Below are 15648 nucleotides of genomic sequence, written 5' to 3'. Positions count from 1 at the left end.
CTCACACTCATCGACTGTATTTTTTTAAAGATCATTCGCTGCGGCTCGAACACCGTGTTGCTGTGTGTGCTGCAGCGAGAGGCCGAAATATACGGGCTGGGGCCTGTGAGGTCAACCACTACCATACAATAAAACCGTAGCAATACGCTAAGTAGTTGATTCGTATAAAACACAAATCAATATCCAGAAAACAAACAAGCCGCATATCTTCTGCGGCTTGTTTGAAACAAAGATTACGCCACTCTAACTAAATGATAATTCCACCACCTAAGCAGACCTCTCCATCATACAGCACCACAGATTGCCCTGGTGTAACCGCCCATTGCGGCTCATCAAAGCGTAACTCGCAACGGCCATCTTCTATCCAGAGCAATTCACATGCTGCATCTTGCTGGCGATAGCGTGTTTTTGCGGTGTAGCGGCCTAACGCTGGCGACTCACCGAGGACCCAAGAAAGATCCTGCGCCTGCAAAGTATTTTTAAGCAGCAAAGGATGATCATGGCCTTGCACCACAATCAGCTCATTTTTAGCCATATCCTTGCCTGCAACAAACCAAGGCGCTCCCTCTCCGCCAATACCCAAACCTTGGCGCTGACCAATCGTGTGATACATCAGCCCCATATGCTCACCCATGTGTTTACCTTCTGGAGTAACCATAGGCCCTGGCACTTTAGGTAAGTAGTGATTAAGAAATTCACGAAATGGGCGCTCACCAATAAAACAAATACCGGTACTGTCTTTTTTCTTGGCGTTATGGAGGCCAATTTTCTCTGCCAACTCACGCACTTCTGTTTTTAGCATATTGCCCAGAGGGAATACGGCATGAGCAACTTGCTCTTGGCTAAGCTTATAGAGAAAGTAACTTTGATCCTTGCTGGCGTCTTTAGCGCGAAGCAGCTCTGTACGGCCATCTGGGCGCACTCGATTTGAAGCATAATGCCCCGTTGCCAGTTTAGTGCCGCCCAATTTGATCGCGTAATCGAGAAAACACTTAAATTTGATTTCGCTATTGCACAAGATATCTGGGTTTGGTGTTCGACCGGCCGAATACTCAGCTAAGAAATAGCTGAACACTCGCTCTTTATACTCTTGGGCGAAATTAACCAACTCAATCTCAACACCTACTTTATCCGCAACCGAGATCGCATCCAGGCTGTCTTCTTTAATCGAACAATACTCATCGGTATTATCGTCTTCCCAGTTTTGCATAAAGACGCCGACTACGTCGAAGCCCTGCTCCTTTAAGAGCCACGCCGTTACCGAGGAATCTACCCCACCAGAAAGACCTACTACAATTTTGTCAGACATACTTATAATCCAGTCAACGTACTACGATCGTTTCAGCGATCAAAATCACGCAAAATCTCCAGCGGATAACGGCATCCCGCCAAATAATCATCGATACATACTAATAATAAGGGGCTGCGATGCTGCTCAGCTCGAGCCACAATTTCGTCCCGCGTCAGCCATACCGCTTGCTCAATGTCTGCATCCAAAGCACGCCCCGCCTCAACCCCAGTTACCTCTCCCGTAAATGCAAAGCGAAGGTAAGTTAACTCTGAACGCTCCGGGGGTGACCACTGATACATACCGATTAAAGAGCGTGGCACAAAGTGATAAGCCGTTTCTTCTAATGTTTCACGAATCGCCGCCTCAATGATACTTTCGCCATGTTCGATATGGCCAGCGGGCTGGTTAAGCTTTAACTCACCAAGAATGCGCTCCTCAACCAATAAAAACCGACCCGCCTCTTCAATAACGGCAGCAACTGTTGCATTAGGCTTCCACATTAGCGTTCTTCTCAAGAAATAAATTAGCGTGTTTTATTGGGCCCACGGCGGCCGCGCTGCTTGGGCTTGCTTACCTCAGCTACGGGATTAACAAGCCGGGGAGCCGCAACCGTTTCAGCTCGCCAGTCTCCCAAAGGTAAACCATCTAAAGACCAATCACCAATTGCATAGCGGACCAATCTTAATGTTGGAAAACCCACTTTCGCCGTCATGCGCCGCACTTGGCGATTTTTACCCTCGCGAATAATAATTTCTAGCCAAGTAGTTGGCACATTCGCTCGAAAACGTACAGGCGGCACACGCGGCCATAAATGAGCAGGCTCATCAATGATCCGCACCCGTGCAGGCTGAGTGATAAAGTCGCCCAAATCCACGCCTGTCAATAAAGGCTGCAAATCTGACAAACTCGGGCTACCCTCTACCTGCACCCAATATGTTTTAGGTAATTTGTGCTTGGGGTCGGCAATTTTCGCCTGCAAAGGGCCTGAATCAGTTAAAAGCAGCAAGCCTTCTGAATCAGTATCTAAACGCCCCGCTGGATAAACGTCCTTAATAGGAACAAAATCAGCCAGCGAAGCATGCGGCGGCGAGGGCGAAAACTGACAGATCACCCCGTAAGGTTTATTTAAAAGTATAAGCTGAGGCATAGCGGCTTGGCAGTATTGCTACAAAACAGCGATAATAGGCTGTTTTTTCGTCGGTGCCCCACAAGAAATTCACAATACCTGCCGACGAAATGCGACAAACCACTCGACACAACAGGAATACACAGATGAGCCTGATCAAAGTTCCGCAAGATGGCGCGAAAATCGTCCAAAACCTTGCGACTCCAGATAATCCGATTATCCCGTTTATCGAAGGTGACGGCATTGGTGTTGATATCACCCCGGTGATGATCGACGTTGTCGATGCTGCGGTAAAGAAATGCTACGGCGGCGGCCGCAAAATTCACTGGATGGAAATTTACTGCGGTGAAAAAGCATCCAAGCTTTACCCAGATGGCACTTACTTACCAGAAGAAACACTCGCTGCACTGCAAGAATATGTTGTATCGATCAAAGGCCCACTGGCAACACCAGTTGGCGGCGGGATCCGCTCATTAAACGTAGCACTGCGTCAGCAACTTGACCTCTACGTTTGCCTGCGCCCAGTACGCTACTTCCAAGGTGTTCCTTCACCGGTTAAGCATCCAGAACAGATCGAAATGGTTATTTTCCGTGAAAATACCGAAGATATTTATGCTGGTATCGAGTGGGATGCACAATCTGAAGGCGCTAAGAAAGTAATCGATTTCTTGCAAAACGAAATGGGCGTGAAGAAAATTCGCTTCCCGGAAACTTCTAGCATCGGCATCAAGCCTGTGAGCAAAGAAGGTACTGAACGCTTGGTGCGTCGCGCAATTCAATACGCAATCGACAACAACCGTAAGAATGTCACCCTTGTTCACAAGGGCAACATCATGAAGTACACCGAAGGTATGTTCCGCACTTGGGGCTATGAATTAGCCAAGAAAGAATTTGGCGGCGTAGAAATTGACGGCGGCCCATACCTTGAGCTGCCAAACGGCATAGTAATTAAAGATGTAATTGCTGATGCATTCTTGCAGCAAATCCTCTTACGCCCGGCTGAGTATGATGTGATTGCAACACTTAACCTGAATGGCGATTATATTTCTGACGCCTTAGCAGCGCAGGTTGGTGGTATCGGTATTGCTCCAGGCGCAAACTTATCTGACAGCGTCGCCATGTTTGAAGCGACACACGGCACGGCACCGAAGTATTCAGGCCAAGACAAAGTAAACCCAGGCTCGCTACTACTATCTGCTGAAATGATGCTGCGTCATATGGGCTGGAAAGAAGCCGCCGATTTGATTATCACAGCAATGGAAAAAACTATTGCGGATAAGATCGTTACTTACGATTTTGCCCGTCTAATGGATAATCCAACAGAAGTAAGCTGCTCAGGCTTCGGCAAAGCAATCATTGAACGCATGTAATTCTATCTAGCCAGCAACACCGCTAGATCAAACCCTGCTTCGGCGGGGTTTTTATTTACCTAAAGATACTTCCACACAATATACAGGCGTAAAAAAACCCCGCCTTGGCGGGGTTTTTGATCACCAGCGGCTAATTAAGCAGCTTGAATGTTAGAGGCTTGTTTGCCTTTAGCACCATTGGTGATGTCGAAAGAAACGCGTTGGCCTTCTTTCAGAGTTTTGAAGCCTGGCATGTTGATCGCTGAGAAGTGAGCGAAGATGTCTTCGCCGCCTTCGTCTGGAGTAACAAAGCCGAAGCCTTTAGAATCATTGAACCACTTTACGGTACCTAGAGCCATTTTGGCACTTCCTATCTAAACGATGAAACATGGACCACCTCAGAAATGAGGCCCGATTAAGGGATTGGTCCGAAAAAACCCGCGTGAGCGGGATACCATATCACCTAGCTGAGATTAAGCAGCTTGGATGTTAGAGGCTTGTTTGCCTTTAGCACCATTGGTGATCTCGAAAGAAACGCGTTGGCCTTCTTTCAAGGTTTTGAAGCCTGGCATGTTGATCGCGGAGAAGTGAGCGAAGATGTCTTCGCCGCCTTCGTCTGGAGTAACAAAGCCGAAGCCTTTAGAATCATTGAACCACTTAACAGTGCCCAGAGCCATTTGGGGTCTTTCCTATCAACTTGTAAAACATGAACCGCCTCGAAGAGGCACCATGAGGTTTGAGGTCCAAGACCAGCAAAACGGCCAAACCGGTACTGCAGAAACTTGTACATCAAACTCGAGCCACCTTTTTACGCGACTTTTACACCGCAGGTCAAGTAAAATTCTAAAAATAGATGGTTATACTCAATAAAAAAACCACAACGAAAAGAATATGCACACCATCCACCCATGTTCATGCAGATCAGAGCTTGAAAAAGAACAGGGGCGGACCAAAATGATTATAAACCACATGATATGGTAGAAAAATGCCTGCACAGCATCAAACCGATGCCGAACTTAATCAGCAATCGACACTCTCACCACCACCCGCTTTGTGGCGTGTACTTCTGCTAAACGATGACTTTACACCGATGGATTTTGTCATCAATGTATTAGAAAAATTTTTTGGAATGAACCGTGAACGAGCTACGCAAGTTATGCTTAAAGTTCACACTGAAGGTCGCGGGATGTGTGGGGTATTCCCCAAGGACATTGCGTCCACTAAGGTCGCAGAAGTCAGCCAGTATTCCAGGCAACATCAGCAGCCACTGCAATGCACAATGGAGGTGAACGAATGATTGCCCAAGAACTAGAAGTCAGCCTCCACATGGCCTTTACGGATGCGAGGCAAAAGCGCCACGAATACATTACCGTGGAACATCTTTTACTTGCGCTGCTGGATAACCCATCCGCAGCCGAGGTCTTACGCGCTTGCGGTGCGCACATGGACGAGCTACGTCGCCTGCTCGGGGATTTTGTGAAGGAACACACACCTGTCGTATCCGGCGATGGTGAAGTAGAAACCCAACCGACCATTGGCTTTCAGCGTGTTATACAGCGCGCTATTTTGCACGTGCAATCTTCGGGCAAAAAAGAAGTGACCGGTGCCAATGTACTGGTTGCGATCTTTGGCGAAAAAGACAGCCACGCTGTTTACTACCTGCATCAACAAGCAATTACCCGTCTTGATGTGGTCAATTTTATAGCGCATGGCATTGCAAAATCGACCAGCTCACAACAGCCCATTCCACGCACCGAGCAAAACGAAGAACACGAAGAAGAAACTAGCACGGGTGGAGCACTCAGTAGTTTTACTGAAAACTTAAACCAGCAAGCCATTGCTGGGCGCATTGATCCGCTGATTGGTCGTGAGCACGAGCTAGAGCGTGTTATTCAAACGCTTTGTCGCCGCCGCAAAAACAACCCTTTATTGGTCGGTGAAGCAGGCGTAGGTAAAACGGCGATTGCTGAAGGGCTTGCTCGTCGTATTGTCGAAGGCAATGTGCCTGACGTACTCAAAGATGCCACCGTTTATGGTTTAGATATGGGAGCCCTGCTGGCTGGTACCAAATATCGTGGCGATTTTGAACAACGTCTGAAAGCCGTTATTAAGCAACTGCAAGAAGAGCGAAATGCAGTACTGTTTATTGATGAGATACATACGCTAGTCGGTGCTGGCGCAGCTTCTGGTGGCACTTTAGATGCCTCCAACCTGTTAAAGCCTGCTCTCTCTAACGGCACTTTAAAATGTATTGGAGCGACAACTTATACCGAGTATCGCGGTATTTTCGAGAAAGATAACGCCTTATCACGCCGTTTTCAAAAAATCGATGTGCCTGAGCCAACCGTTGAGCAAACGATTGAAATCCTTAAAGGCTTAAAAGATAAATTTGAGCAACACCACGGTGTGAAATACACCTTGGCGGCACTGACCACGGCAGCAGAACTCTCAGCCAAATATATCAATGACAGACACTTGCCGGATAAAGCGATTGATGTGATAGATGAGGCCGGTGCTGCGCAAAAGATTTTGCCAAAATCAAAGCAAAAGAAAACCATCAACAAGCACGAGATCGAAGAGATCGTTGCCAAGATTGCACGAATTCCACCTAAGAGCGTGTCGACAGATGACCGGAATACGCTTAAAACGCTGGAAAGCGATCTTAAACATGTGGTGTTTGGTCAAGAAAAAGCCATTGAATCCGTAGCTACTTCAATCAAGATGGCGCGTGCTGGCTTGGGTAATCCACAAAAACCAATCGGTGCCTTCTTATTCAGTGGCCCGACTGGCGTAGGTAAAACAGAAGTCGCCCGCCAGCTAGCCTATACGATGGGCATTGAATTACTACGCTTTGATATGTCCGAGTATATGGAGCGGCATGCGGTCAGCCGTTTAATTGGTGCACCTCCGGGATATGTTGGTTTTGAACAAGGCGGCTTACTCACCGAAGCCATCACAAAACATCCTTATGCGGTATTGCTACTTGATGAAATCGAGAAAGCCCATCCAGACATCTTTAATGTGTTGCTACAGGTTATGGATCACGGCACGCTCACCGACAACAACGGGCGCAAAGCGGATTTCAGAAATGTAGTGATCGTCATGACCACCAACACGGGTGCGGAAACACTCAATAAGTCGGTGATTGGCTTCACGACCAGTAAGCAAACAGGCGATGAACTGCAAGAAATAAAACGCATGTTCACCCCAGAGTTCCGTAACCGCTTAGATGCCATCATTCCTTTCGCCCCACTCTCGCATGAAATCATTATGCAAGTTGTGGATAAATTCCTAATACAGCTGGAAGTTCAGTTGCAAGAGAAAAAAGTAGAAGCGCACTTTACAGCCGCTTTGAAAACCCATCTTGCCGCCGAAGGCTTTGACCCACTAATGGGCGCAAGGCCTATGGCTAGATTGATTCAAGACACAATCCGCAAAGCACTAGCCGATGAATTATTATTTGGCCGTTTAATTCATGGCGGCGAAGTGACCATTGATATTGATGATGATGGGAAAGTCCGTTTGGAAATTCCAAACAAAGAAGCAATCCCAGCCTGATCCATTTCAAACAAAAGCCCCGCCTGAAAAGACGGGGCTTTTTTATACTGTATTCGGTCTAACTTTGTTGCTGTACCACAACAGTTTGAGCAGTCATTGGCACAGGGAATCCAGCAGCTGCCAAGCTCTCTTTAATAGTGCGATTCGTATCAAAATAAACTTGCCAGTAATAATCATTATGGCAATAGGGACGCACCACCAAGACCGGCCCAACCAAATTGAATTCAATAATTTCCACATCAACTTTAGGCTCAGCGAGCACATTAGGAATAGCTGCAATTTTTTCACGCAAGATTTGCATTGCTGCGACATGATCCGTACTACCCGCCAATTGCGCTTTTAAATCAACGCGGCGAAATGGATTAAGGGTAAAATTTTGAATATTATCGGAAAAAATTTTGTTATTTCCAACTAAAGTCATCACGTTATCAGGCGTATTAATCATGGTGGAAAACAAACCAATTTCACTCACCGTACCCACAATTCCTGCAACGGCAACAAAATCACCAACCTTAAACGGACGTAATACAATAATAAATGCGCCAGCCGCAAAATTAGCCAATAAACCAGACCATGCCATCCCGATTGCGATACCGCCTGCAGCAATTAAAGCGGCAAAGGTAGTGGTCTGAATACCGCAATAACCCAAAATACCAATCACCAATAGAATATTCAGCGTAACCGTAATTACAGACCCAACATAACGCAATACGGTGGGATCAACCTTTTGCTTACCTAAAGAATTTTGTACCAAACGCACCGCCAAACCAATAAGCCAGCGGCCAATGACCCAAAAGGCAATCGCGGCAATCACTTTCACGCCAAATTCAGCCACATAGCCCATCGCTAGGTCTTGATATTTTTGAACCCAAGTTGCATCCATTCTCTATCTCCCCAAACCGCCGAACGGCGGGTTAGTTATGAGATTAGCATATAGATATTGTTCTTATGAACGAGAACCACGAGGGTGGTGCTCTTTATGCAACGATTTTAAACGTGCCGTTGCTACGTGTGTATAAATTTGAGTCGTCGTAATATCTGCGTGCCCCAATAACATTTGCACAACACGCAAATCAGCACCGTGATTCAACAAATGTGTTGCAAATGCGTGCCGCAAAACGTGCGGGCTTAGGTGACTGGCCTCTATTCCTGCAGCAGCAGCATACTGCTTGATAATGTACCAAAACCCTTGTCGAGTAAGCGGCCTGCCACGCTGATTCACAAACGCCTCAGCCACTTGGTGAATACCTACTAAAGCCGGGCGAGAACGAGCTAAATATTGCTCCAACCAATCGGCTGCCACCTCCCCCATGGGCACCAAGCGCTGTTTACCGCCCTTACCCGCCAAAATCTGCACATAGCGTTCACGTAACTTTATTTGGCCCAAAGGAAGGGTCACCAACTCAGAGACGCGTAAGCCTGTCGCATACATGAGCTCCAGCATTGCCCGATCTCGTAGACCACCGGCCTGATCCAGCTCAGGAGCAAGCAAAAGTGCCTCTATCCGATCTTCGTCCAGCGCCTTGGGCAAAGGTCGTACACGCTTAGGCGCAGTCAGCTCTGCAGTTGGATCAAAAATCGCTTGCCCAGATAAAATCCAGTGCCGATAAAATTTTCGCAAGCTAGCCATGCGTCTAGCCAGTGTTGCAGCTTTCATATCCCGCGCTTGCCTAGCCAAAAAAGCCTGCACACATTCACGATCTGCAGCAAGTAAATCGCAACGCCGCTCTAATGCCAACCAATTCGCCCAGATTAATAAATCACGCCGATAGCTATCAATCGTATTCTTAGACAGCTGATCACTCAGCCAGACTGCATCTAAAAACTCGTCAATCAAAACCAACTGCTCATTGCCTTGATTCATACCTCAACACCCTCATGGCTTAGCAACCAGCGCTTAATAGGCAACCAATCTACGCCATGGCGACCTGCATTAAACCCACCTAAACCTGTCGCAGCCACAACCCGATGACACGGAATCAGTAATGGCAAAGGATTTCGTCCACAAGCCCCCCCTACGGCGCGAGGACTAGAATGGATACGCTTAGAAATATCTGCATAGGTTTGCAACTGACCAACAGGAATCGCCGCAATTTCGGCCAGCACTTTCTTTTGATGCTCACTTACCGATAAGGCCCAAGGCAAGTCAAAAGTAAAGCTTGGATTTTGGAAATAGGCCTCCAACTGACGTGCAACATGCTGCAGCAAAGGACTTATTGCCAGCTGCAAAGGTAAAGACTTTGGGAGAAATTCGACTAAAACGAGGTGCTCATCGCGCTCAGCAAGCCCTAAATGGCCAACAGGGCTAGAGATAACAGCATAAGAATCTGTACTTTCGATACGCATAACAAACCCAGATGTTATGGAAACGAAAACGCGGGCACTGGGCCCGCGTTTGAATACTGTATTGCTTAAATAAATTAAGCAGCAGCTTTTGCAACAACCTTACGAGCTGGCAACTTTTCCTTGATACGTGCAGACTTGCCTGAACGATCACGGAGGTAATAAAGCTTAGCACGACGTACATCGCCGCGACGCTTCACTTCAATACCAGCCACCAGTGGAGAGTAAGTTTGGAAAGTACGCTCAACACCCATACCGGCGGAAATTTTACGCACGATAAAGGAGCTATTCAGGCCGCGATTACGCTTAGCAATCACAACGCCTTCATAAGCCTGCAGACGCTCACGTGTACCTTCCTTAACCTTGACCTGAACGATCACGGTATCGCCAGGGGCGAATTCAGGAATAGTCTTAGCTAAGCGAGCGATTTCTTCTTGCTCAAGTTGTTGAATCAAATTCATGGGTATTACTCCAATGTGAAGCTTGTTCCTTCAAAGGTGGTCAAACCACCTGATCTTGGCTCATCGCCAGATCCGCCTTAAATTCGGCCAGAAGACGAGCTTCCTCTTTTGATAGCTGTCGCTTTTTCAACAAGTCAGGTCTGCGCAGTAGCGTACGACCTAAAGACTGTTTTAAGCGCCAGCGCCGTATCAGTGCATGGTTTCCTGAAAGTAAGACTTCCGGTACGCTCATACCTAGATAATTTTCGGGACGGGTATAATGCGGGCAATCCAGCAACCCATCCACAAATGAATCTTCTTCTGCACTCGCTGCAGTATTAAGTACACCCGGCAATTGGCGAATGATGGCATCCATCAAAACCATTGCAGGCAACTCTCCACCTGAGAGCACATAATCGCCGACCGAGATTTCCTCGTCGATCTGACGATCCAGCAAACGCTCATCAACACCTTCGTAACGACCACATAACAAGACCAAACCCGGCTTTTGAGCCAGCTCTAAGACCTTATCATGCGTTAATGCCGCCCCTTGGGGAGATAAATAGACGGTATGCGTTGTAGCAACACCGGCTTCACGCTGCCTATTTTTAGCTGCTTCAAGCGCACTTTCCAGCGGCTCTGGCAACATCACCATACCGGGGCCACCACCATAAGGCCGGTCGTCCACAGTACGATGTTTGTCTACGGTGAAATCACGTGGATTCCAGCTGCTTAGTCCGAAAAGACCTAATTCAACCGCCCGCCGGGTAATACCGTAGCGGGTAATTGCCTCAAACATCTCTGGAAACAAAGTAACCACATCGAAGTGGTGCACTTCAGCCTTAGTAATCAAGGCCCCAATCCACAGAAATTGTTTTAGCAGCAAGATCAACCTTGAGCACAACATGAGCCACAAAAGGTAGCAGACGCTCGGTCTGGCCATCTTTCACAACAATCACATCGTTAGCACCGGTTTCAAACAAGTTATCCACAACACCAAGCTTCTCACCTTGCAAATTGATAACATCCAAGCCGATTAAATCGACCCAGTAGTATTCATCACTTGCAGGGGCTGGCAATAGGCTACGGGAAACAGCAATTTTACAACTCTTTAGCGCAAATGCCGCATCGCGATCATTAACACCTTCAAGCTGAGCTGCTAGTTTCTTTGTGTGAACCTGACCTTCTACAAGCGTATAAGCTTGCCATTGACCATCACGGCCGATCCACCAAGTGTCGTAGTCAAAAAGACTATCGGCATCTTCGGTATCACCAACCAAGTTGATCCAGCCATGTACACCAAAAGCCCCACTTACATAGCCCATGATCAAAAGATCATCAGGCACCGGCAGCGAAGCCCGCTTTTGCATAGTCACGGCTTGAATCAAGCAGCAGCAACAGCAGCTGGCTTGTAGTTTTTCAGCAGCTTGGCAACGGAGTCAGAAGCTTGCGCACCAACACCAACCCAGTAGCTTACGCGATCCATTGCTAAACGCACGCCTTCTTCACCATCTTTGGCGAGAGGGTTGTAAAAGCCAAGACGCTCAACAAAGCGACCATCACGACGATTACGGGAGTCGGTTACAACAACATTGTAAAACGGACGGTTTTTAGCACCGCCGCGGGAAAGACGAATAACAACCATGGCATTAAACCCAATAATGGAGATTAATTTAAAGGGGTTCGATTATGAAACAAAACACCAAACCCCGCAAGAATAACCGGCAAAAGTACAGCAAAAACAATCACGTTGTAAAGCCTAACGTGATATTCGGCAGCCGGTCAGGTTCGAATATTTTAAAAAACAGCATCAAAAGGAAGCTGAGCCTTAGAAACGACAGGCTTATCCTGCAAGTGTCGCACAACAGAAAGCACAGACCTATTTGATCACATGCCAGGCAGCATTCCCTTCATGCCGCTCATGCCACGCATTAATTTAGACATGCCACCCTTAGAAAACTGCTTCATCATTTTTTGTGTTTCTTCAAACTGCTTAAGTAATCGGTTAACTTCTTGTACCTGCACACCTGCACCAGCCGCAATACGACGTTTGCGGCTGGCTTTGAGTAACTCGGGCTTGCGGCGCTCTTCTGGTGTCATCGAGTTAATAATACCTTCGATGCGTGCCACAGATTTGTCAGTAACCTGGCTATTGGCCATTTGGCTTACTTGCCCTGGCAACTTATCCATCAAAGCACTCATCCCACCCATTTTTTTCATTTGCTGGATTTGTGTTTTAAAATCTTCCAAGTCAAACCCTTTGCCGGATTTAACTTTTTTCATCATTTTAAGTGCTTCTTCCTGATCGACGCTATTTTGTACGTCTTCAATCAAGGAAAGCACATCGCCCATGCCCAAAATACGGCCAGCCATTCGATCAGGGTGAAATGGCTCTAACCCTGTTAGCTTCTCACCCGTACCCAAAAACTTAATCGGCTTACCCGTAATATGCCGCACCGACAATGCGGCACCACCACGTGAATCGCCATCCATTTTGGTAAGAACCACCCCTGTTAAAGGGAGTGCTTCATTAAAAGCTTTCGCCGTATTAACCGCATCCTGCCCCTGCATAGCATCAACCACAAACAAGGTTTCAACAGGATTAACCGCCTCATGCAGCGCTTTAATTTCAGCCATCAAGGCTTCATCAATCGCCAAACGGCCTGCGGTATCGACAATCAGGACATCATGGAAATGTTTTTTCGCGTAATCATGAGCAGCGAGCGCAATATCAACCGGCTTTTGCCCGACATCAGAAGGAAACCACTCCACCTCTAATTGCCCAGCCAGCATTTTTAACTGCTCAATCGCAGCAGGGCGATAAACGTCTGTAGAGACCAGTAAAACTTTTTTCTTTTGCGTTTCTTTGAGTAATTTTGCTAACTTACCCGATGTTGTTGTCTTACCTGCGCCTTGCAATCCAGCCATTAAAATCACGGCAGGTGGAACAGCAGCCAAATTCAGCGCGTCATTTTGCGCACCCATTAACTTGGTTAATTCCTCATGTACAACACCAATTACAGCTTGACCCGGTGTAAGGCTACCAATCACCTCTTTGCCTTGTGCACGTGCTTTAACATCAGCAATAAACTGCTTAACCACCGGCAAAGCAACATCGGCCTCAAGCAATGCCATGCGCACTTCACGCATTGCATCTTGAATATTGTCCTCAGTCAGGCGAGACTGACCACGCAGATTTTTGACAACACCTGAAAGACGACTAGAAAGATTTTCAAACATGAGTATCCTTTGCTTGGCGACTGCCCCCAAGAGGGACCTCGCTCTGATAGACTTATATGATGACCATTTTACCTGAAGTTAGCCCGGCGACTTATTTAGCGCTACTGGCTTTAACCATTTATCTTTTACTTGGCTGGCATTTCTGCCGTAGCCGACTGGCTTTGTCTCGCCCTAAGAGCCCGCTAAGCCCCGCATTAGAGCAATTTATCTTAATCTGCGGGCTGGCCCTGCACGCTTCAGCACTTTTTCCGCAGCTACTCTGGTCAAGCACCCTTCACTTCGGTGCAGCGGAAGCATTATCACTCAGCGCCTTTGCCACGCTATGCATTTATTTAAGCGGGCAACTTTTCTGGAAAATGGATGGGCTTCAACCTCCCATGCTTGGTATTGCTGCGATATTTTTATTTATATCTCAACTGCTTCCGCAAGGCCACCCAATTACCTACCCCCTAAATACACTATCCCGTGGGCACTTTTTATTAGCAATGTTTGCGCATGGCATGCTGCTCAATGCGGCAGGAGTGGCCATTCTAATGCGTTTTGCTGATAGAAATTTACATCAAGCCAAGGCAAGCTCTCTCATTCGCACCCTTCCGCCCATCATGACGCTTGAGCGACTTATGTTTGCTTGCGTACATTTAGGCTTTATTTTACTGACTTTAGCACTCCTCTCCGGCATCTTTTTTGCGGAGAAAGTATTTGGGCATGGGCTGGTATTTTCACACAAAGTGATCCTGTCTATTGCAGCATGGCTGGTATTTGGCACCTTACTTTTTGGAAGATGGAAGCATGGTTGGCGAGGGCGTTTTGCCGCCAACTGGACACTCTTTGGCTTTAGCTTGCTATTCCTCGGCTATATAGGCAGCCGTTTTGTTCTTGAAGCGCTACTGCACCGCCCTTTTTAAAACAGAGCGGCTCACTCCTTTGTAAATTACGGGCATCACAACGACCTTGGAACAGACTTCTTTATCCTACCTTTATCTTGCTCTTGCATTGTGCTTAGCCACTTCCGCTTTTTTCTCCGGCGCAGAAACGGCAATGATGGCGGTCAACCGCTACAAAATAGCCAGCAAAGCACGCCAAGGTCATCTTGCTGCCTCACGTACTCAAAAGCTACTCACACAAACAGACAAGCTGCTATCCGTTATTTTAATTGGCAATACACTAATCAACACCGCATCGGCAACCTTATCTACACTGATTGCAAACCGACTTTTTACCGGGAATGACTTTGCTCTTGGCACCGCTACCTTGCTGGTTGCCTTTGCCATACTTATTTTCTCTGAAGCCACCCCCAAAGTACTGGCTGCCAACTATGCAGAGCAGTTTGCATATACAGCATCTTTTCCATTACTTATTCTTCTGCGCCTGCTCTATCCTGCAGTGTGGCTAGTCAATTTATTTGTAAGTGCTTTGATTAAAACATTACGCCTTAAAAAAAACCAAGAAAATCAACATGCCTTATCGCCCGAAGAATTACGCCTTTTAGTTTTAGAGTCTGGGCGCTATATGGAAAAAAAACACCACACTATTTTGCTTAATTTATTTGAGCTGGCCAGCATTACCGTTGATGACGTAATGACACCGCGCCATCAAATTGAAAGCATCGATTTAGACGGACCAACGGATGAAATCCGCAAGCAAATCGTAACCTGTCATCACACACGGCTTCCTGTTTATGCCGTTAATCCAGACAATATTATTGGCATTTTACATATTCGGAAAATTTTATCGTTAAGGGAAGACGAAGTAGATCAGACCCGGCTGCGTGAAATGATGCGGCCCCCTTATTTTATTCCATCAAGCACGCCCCTTTTTACTCAGCTACAAAACTTTCAAGAAAATAAGCGAAGAATGGCGGTTGTAGTTGATGAATATGGCGAAATGCAAGGACTCGTGACACTAGAAGACATCCTTGAGCAAGTTGTCGGCGAATTCACAAGCAACTCCCCTGCTCAAGGAGCTAAAGTATTACGCCAGCCCGACGGCAGCGTCTTACTTGATGGCGCGTCCAGCTTACGAGATCTAAATAGAAAATTACGCTTAACATTTCCTGTGGATGGGCCTAAAACATTAAATGGACTCATACTTGAGCATTTCGAAGATATCCCCGATGCGGGCACTTGCCTAGTTTTGTCGGGGCAACGAATTGAAATCGTGCAAACACAGGATCGTAGTATTCGCGTCATTCGCCTTTACGCACAAGACATTTAGTTGTGTTTTAAAAGGAAAGAAAGCGCAAGGTTAAAAGGTATTTGCTAAACTGAATGTGTAAGGCAATACCGCTCACTTTTTTGATTA

General features: G+C 46.9%; 18 protein-coding genes. 5 read left to right on the top strand and 13 right to left on the bottom strand.

Going from position 1 to position 15648, the window contains the following annotated elements:
* Window positions 1–247: 247 nt before the first annotated feature.
* The 3 genes from mnmA to ACFQNF_RS02780 are packed head-to-tail and all read right to left on the bottom strand — an operon-like array spanning window position 248 to window position 2438.
* A complete protein-coding gene (gene mnmA / locus ACFQNF_RS02790) occupies window positions 248–1309 on the bottom strand; it encodes a tRNA 2-thiouridine(34) synthase MnmA (RefSeq protein ID WP_380185908.1) in 1062 nt (353 codons plus the stop codon).
* A 32-nt stretch (window positions 1310–1341) separates the two neighbouring features.
* The gene (locus tag ACFQNF_RS02785) at window positions 1342–1791 is read right to left on the bottom strand and encodes an NUDIX hydrolase (protein WP_380185907.1); all 450 of its coding nucleotides are present in this window, start codon (window positions 1789–1791) and stop codon (window positions 1342–1344) included.
* A 23-nt stretch (window positions 1792–1814) separates the two neighbouring features.
* The gene (locus ACFQNF_RS02780; protein ID WP_380185905.1) at window positions 1815–2438 is read right to left on the bottom strand and encodes a pseudouridine synthase; all 624 of its coding nucleotides are present in this window, start codon (window positions 2436–2438) and stop codon (window positions 1815–1817) included.
* 125 nt (window positions 2439–2563) lie between these two features.
* Between ACFQNF_RS02780 and icd the strand changes: the two genes are divergently transcribed.
* Window positions 2564–3787 (top strand): NADP-dependent isocitrate dehydrogenase, encoded by a 1224-nt coding sequence (icd, locus tag ACFQNF_RS02775; RefSeq protein ID WP_380185904.1) that lies wholly within the window; start codon window positions 2564–2566, stop codon window positions 3785–3787.
* A gap of 134 nt (window positions 3788–3921) precedes the next feature.
* On the opposite strand, the gene ACFQNF_RS02770 is transcribed toward icd, so the two are convergent.
* Both ACFQNF_RS02770 and ACFQNF_RS02765 read right to left on the bottom strand, forming a co-directional pair.
* Window positions 3922–4125, bottom strand: coding sequence for a cold-shock protein (locus ACFQNF_RS02770; protein WP_046351602.1), 204 nt, complete (start codon window positions 4123–4125; stop codon window positions 3922–3924).
* A gap of 114 nt (window positions 4126–4239) precedes the next feature.
* On the bottom strand, window positions 4240–4443 hold the full coding sequence (locus tag ACFQNF_RS02765; RefSeq protein ID WP_046351601.1) for a cold-shock protein: 204 nt from the start codon (window positions 4441–4443) through the stop codon (window positions 4240–4242).
* Between the two features lie 308 nt (window positions 4444–4751).
* Between ACFQNF_RS02765 and clpS the strand changes: the two genes are divergently transcribed.
* Together clpS and clpA are read left to right on the top strand one after the other, a co-directional pair.
* Window positions 4752–5063, top strand: coding sequence for an ATP-dependent Clp protease adapter ClpS (gene clpS, locus ACFQNF_RS02760; RefSeq protein ID WP_046351600.1), 312 nt, complete (start codon window positions 4752–4754; stop codon window positions 5061–5063).
* Window positions 5060–7324 (top strand): ATP-dependent Clp protease ATP-binding subunit ClpA, encoded by a 2265-nt coding sequence (clpA, locus tag ACFQNF_RS02755; RefSeq protein WP_380185901.1) that lies wholly within the window; start codon window positions 5060–5062, stop codon window positions 7322–7324. Before clpS ends, clpA begins: the two co-directional genes overlap by 4 nt.
* 58 nt (window positions 7325–7382) lie before the next feature.
* On the opposite strand, the gene ACFQNF_RS02750 is transcribed toward clpA, so the two are convergent.
* The 8 genes from ACFQNF_RS02750 to ffh all read right to left on the bottom strand — a co-directional run bounded on the left by ACFQNF_RS02750 (window position 7383) and on the right by ffh (window position 13347).
* Window positions 7383–8207 carry a mechanosensitive ion channel family protein gene (locus ACFQNF_RS02750; protein ID WP_380185899.1) on the bottom strand — a complete coding sequence of 275 codons (825 nt, stop codon included), beginning with the start codon at window positions 8205–8207 and terminating at the stop codon, window positions 7383–7385.
* 63 nt (window positions 8208–8270) lie between these two features.
* A complete protein-coding gene (gene xerD, locus ACFQNF_RS02745) occupies window positions 8271–9188 on the bottom strand; it encodes a site-specific tyrosine recombinase XerD (protein ID WP_380185897.1) in 918 nt (305 codons plus the stop codon).
* The gene (locus ACFQNF_RS02740; protein WP_380185895.1) at window positions 9185–9670 is read right to left on the bottom strand and encodes a methylated-DNA--[protein]-cysteine S-methyltransferase; all 486 of its coding nucleotides are present in this window, start codon (window positions 9668–9670) and stop codon (window positions 9185–9187) included. The genes xerD and ACFQNF_RS02740 overlap by 4 nt, the downstream gene beginning before the upstream one ends.
* 74 nt (window positions 9671–9744) lie before the next feature.
* On the bottom strand, window positions 9745–10128 hold the full coding sequence (gene rplS / locus ACFQNF_RS02735; RefSeq protein ID WP_046351595.1) for a 50S ribosomal protein L19: 384 nt from the start codon (window positions 10126–10128) through the stop codon (window positions 9745–9747).
* 40 nt (window positions 10129–10168) lie between these two features.
* Complete coding sequence (trmD, locus tag ACFQNF_RS02730) at window positions 10169–10927, bottom strand: tRNA (guanosine(37)-N1)-methyltransferase TrmD (protein ID WP_465262200.1); 759 nt, start codon at window positions 10925–10927, stop codon at window positions 10169–10171.
* Window positions 10928–10949: 22 nt separating this feature from the next.
* The gene (gene rimM / locus ACFQNF_RS02725; protein WP_380185893.1) at window positions 10950–11477 is read right to left on the bottom strand and encodes a ribosome maturation factor RimM; all 528 of its coding nucleotides are present in this window, start codon (window positions 11475–11477) and stop codon (window positions 10950–10952) included.
* A 14-nt stretch (window positions 11478–11491) separates the two neighbouring features.
* A complete protein-coding gene (rpsP, locus tag ACFQNF_RS02720; RefSeq protein WP_046351593.1) occupies window positions 11492–11752 on the bottom strand; it encodes a 30S ribosomal protein S16 in 261 nt (86 codons plus the stop codon).
* Window positions 11753–11994: 242 nt separating this feature from the next.
* Window positions 11995–13347, bottom strand: a complete 1353-nt coding sequence (gene ffh / locus ACFQNF_RS02715; RefSeq protein ID WP_380185891.1) for a signal recognition particle protein — start codon at window positions 13345–13347, stop codon at window positions 11995–11997.
* Between the two features lie 56 nt (window positions 13348–13403).
* On the opposite strand from ffh, the gene ACFQNF_RS02710 reads away from it, so the two are divergent.
* The gene (locus tag ACFQNF_RS02710) at window positions 13404–14252 is read left to right on the top strand and encodes a cytochrome C assembly family protein (RefSeq protein ID WP_380185889.1); all 849 of its coding nucleotides are present in this window, start codon (window positions 13404–13406) and stop codon (window positions 14250–14252) included.
* A 46-nt stretch (window positions 14253–14298) separates the two neighbouring features.
* Window positions 14299–15561: an HlyC/CorC family transporter gene (locus ACFQNF_RS02705; RefSeq protein WP_380185888.1), complete on the top strand. Its 1263-nt coding sequence runs from the start codon at window positions 14299–14301 to the stop codon at window positions 15559–15561.
* Window positions 15562–15648 lie beyond the last annotated feature (87 nt).

This window comes from Iodobacter arcticus (assembly GCF_042664895.1).
Classification (GTDB): Bacteria; Pseudomonadota; Gammaproteobacteria; order Burkholderiales; family Chitinibacteraceae; genus Iodobacter; species Iodobacter arcticus.
Note: the sequence above shows the minus strand (reverse complement) of the source record. Positions and strands in the feature narration are given on the sequence as shown.

Bases quoted from the DNA above. Each gene is read 5' to 3' on its own strand.
- mnmA (WP_380185908.1), bottom strand. From the start codon at position 1,309: ATGTCTGACAAAATTGTAGTAGGTCTTTCTGGTGGGGTAGATTCCTCG.
- ACFQNF_RS02785 (WP_380185907.1), bottom strand. From the start codon at position 1,791: ATGTGGAAGCCTAATGCAACAGTTGCTGCCGTTATTGAAGAGGCGGGT.
- ACFQNF_RS02780 (WP_380185905.1), bottom strand. From the start codon at position 2,438: ATGCCTCAGCTTATACTTTTAAATAAACCTTACGGGGTGATCTGTCAG.
- icd (WP_380185904.1), top strand. From the start codon at position 2,564: ATGAGCCTGATCAAAGTTCCGCAAGATGGCGCGAAAATCGTCCAAAAC.
- ACFQNF_RS02770 (WP_046351602.1), bottom strand. From the start codon at position 4,125: ATGGCTCTAGGTACCGTAAAGTGGTTCAATGATTCTAAAGGCTTCGGC.
- ACFQNF_RS02765 (WP_046351601.1), bottom strand. From the start codon at position 4,443: ATGGCTCTGGGCACTGTTAAGTGGTTCAATGATTCTAAAGGCTTCGGC.
- clpS (WP_046351600.1), top strand. From the start codon at position 4,752: ATGCCTGCACAGCATCAAACCGATGCCGAACTTAATCAGCAATCGACA.
- clpA (WP_380185901.1), top strand. From the start codon at position 5,060: ATGATTGCCCAAGAACTAGAAGTCAGCCTCCACATGGCCTTTACGGAT.
- ACFQNF_RS02750 (WP_380185899.1), bottom strand. From the start codon at position 8,207: ATGGATGCAACTTGGGTTCAAAAATATCAAGACCTAGCGATGGGCTAT.
- xerD (WP_380185897.1), bottom strand. From the start codon at position 9,188: ATGAATCAAGGCAATGAGCAGTTGGTTTTGATTGACGAGTTTTTAGAT.
- ACFQNF_RS02740 (WP_380185895.1), bottom strand. From the start codon at position 9,670: ATGCGTATCGAAAGTACAGATTCTTATGCTGTTATCTCTAGCCCTGTT.
- rplS (WP_046351595.1), bottom strand. From the start codon at position 10,128: ATGAATTTGATTCAACAACTTGAGCAAGAAGAAATCGCTCGCTTAGCT.
- rimM (WP_380185893.1), bottom strand. From the start codon at position 11,477: ATGCAAAAGCGGGCTTCGCTGCCGGTGCCTGATGATCTTTTGATCATG.
- rpsP (WP_046351593.1), bottom strand. From the start codon at position 11,752: ATGGTTGTTATTCGTCTTTCCCGCGGCGGTGCTAAAAACCGTCCGTTT.
- ffh (WP_380185891.1), bottom strand. From the start codon at position 13,347: ATGTTTGAAAATCTTTCTAGTCGTCTTTCAGGTGTTGTCAAAAATCTG.
- ACFQNF_RS02710 (WP_380185889.1), top strand. From the start codon at position 13,404: ATGATGACCATTTTACCTGAAGTTAGCCCGGCGACTTATTTAGCGCTA.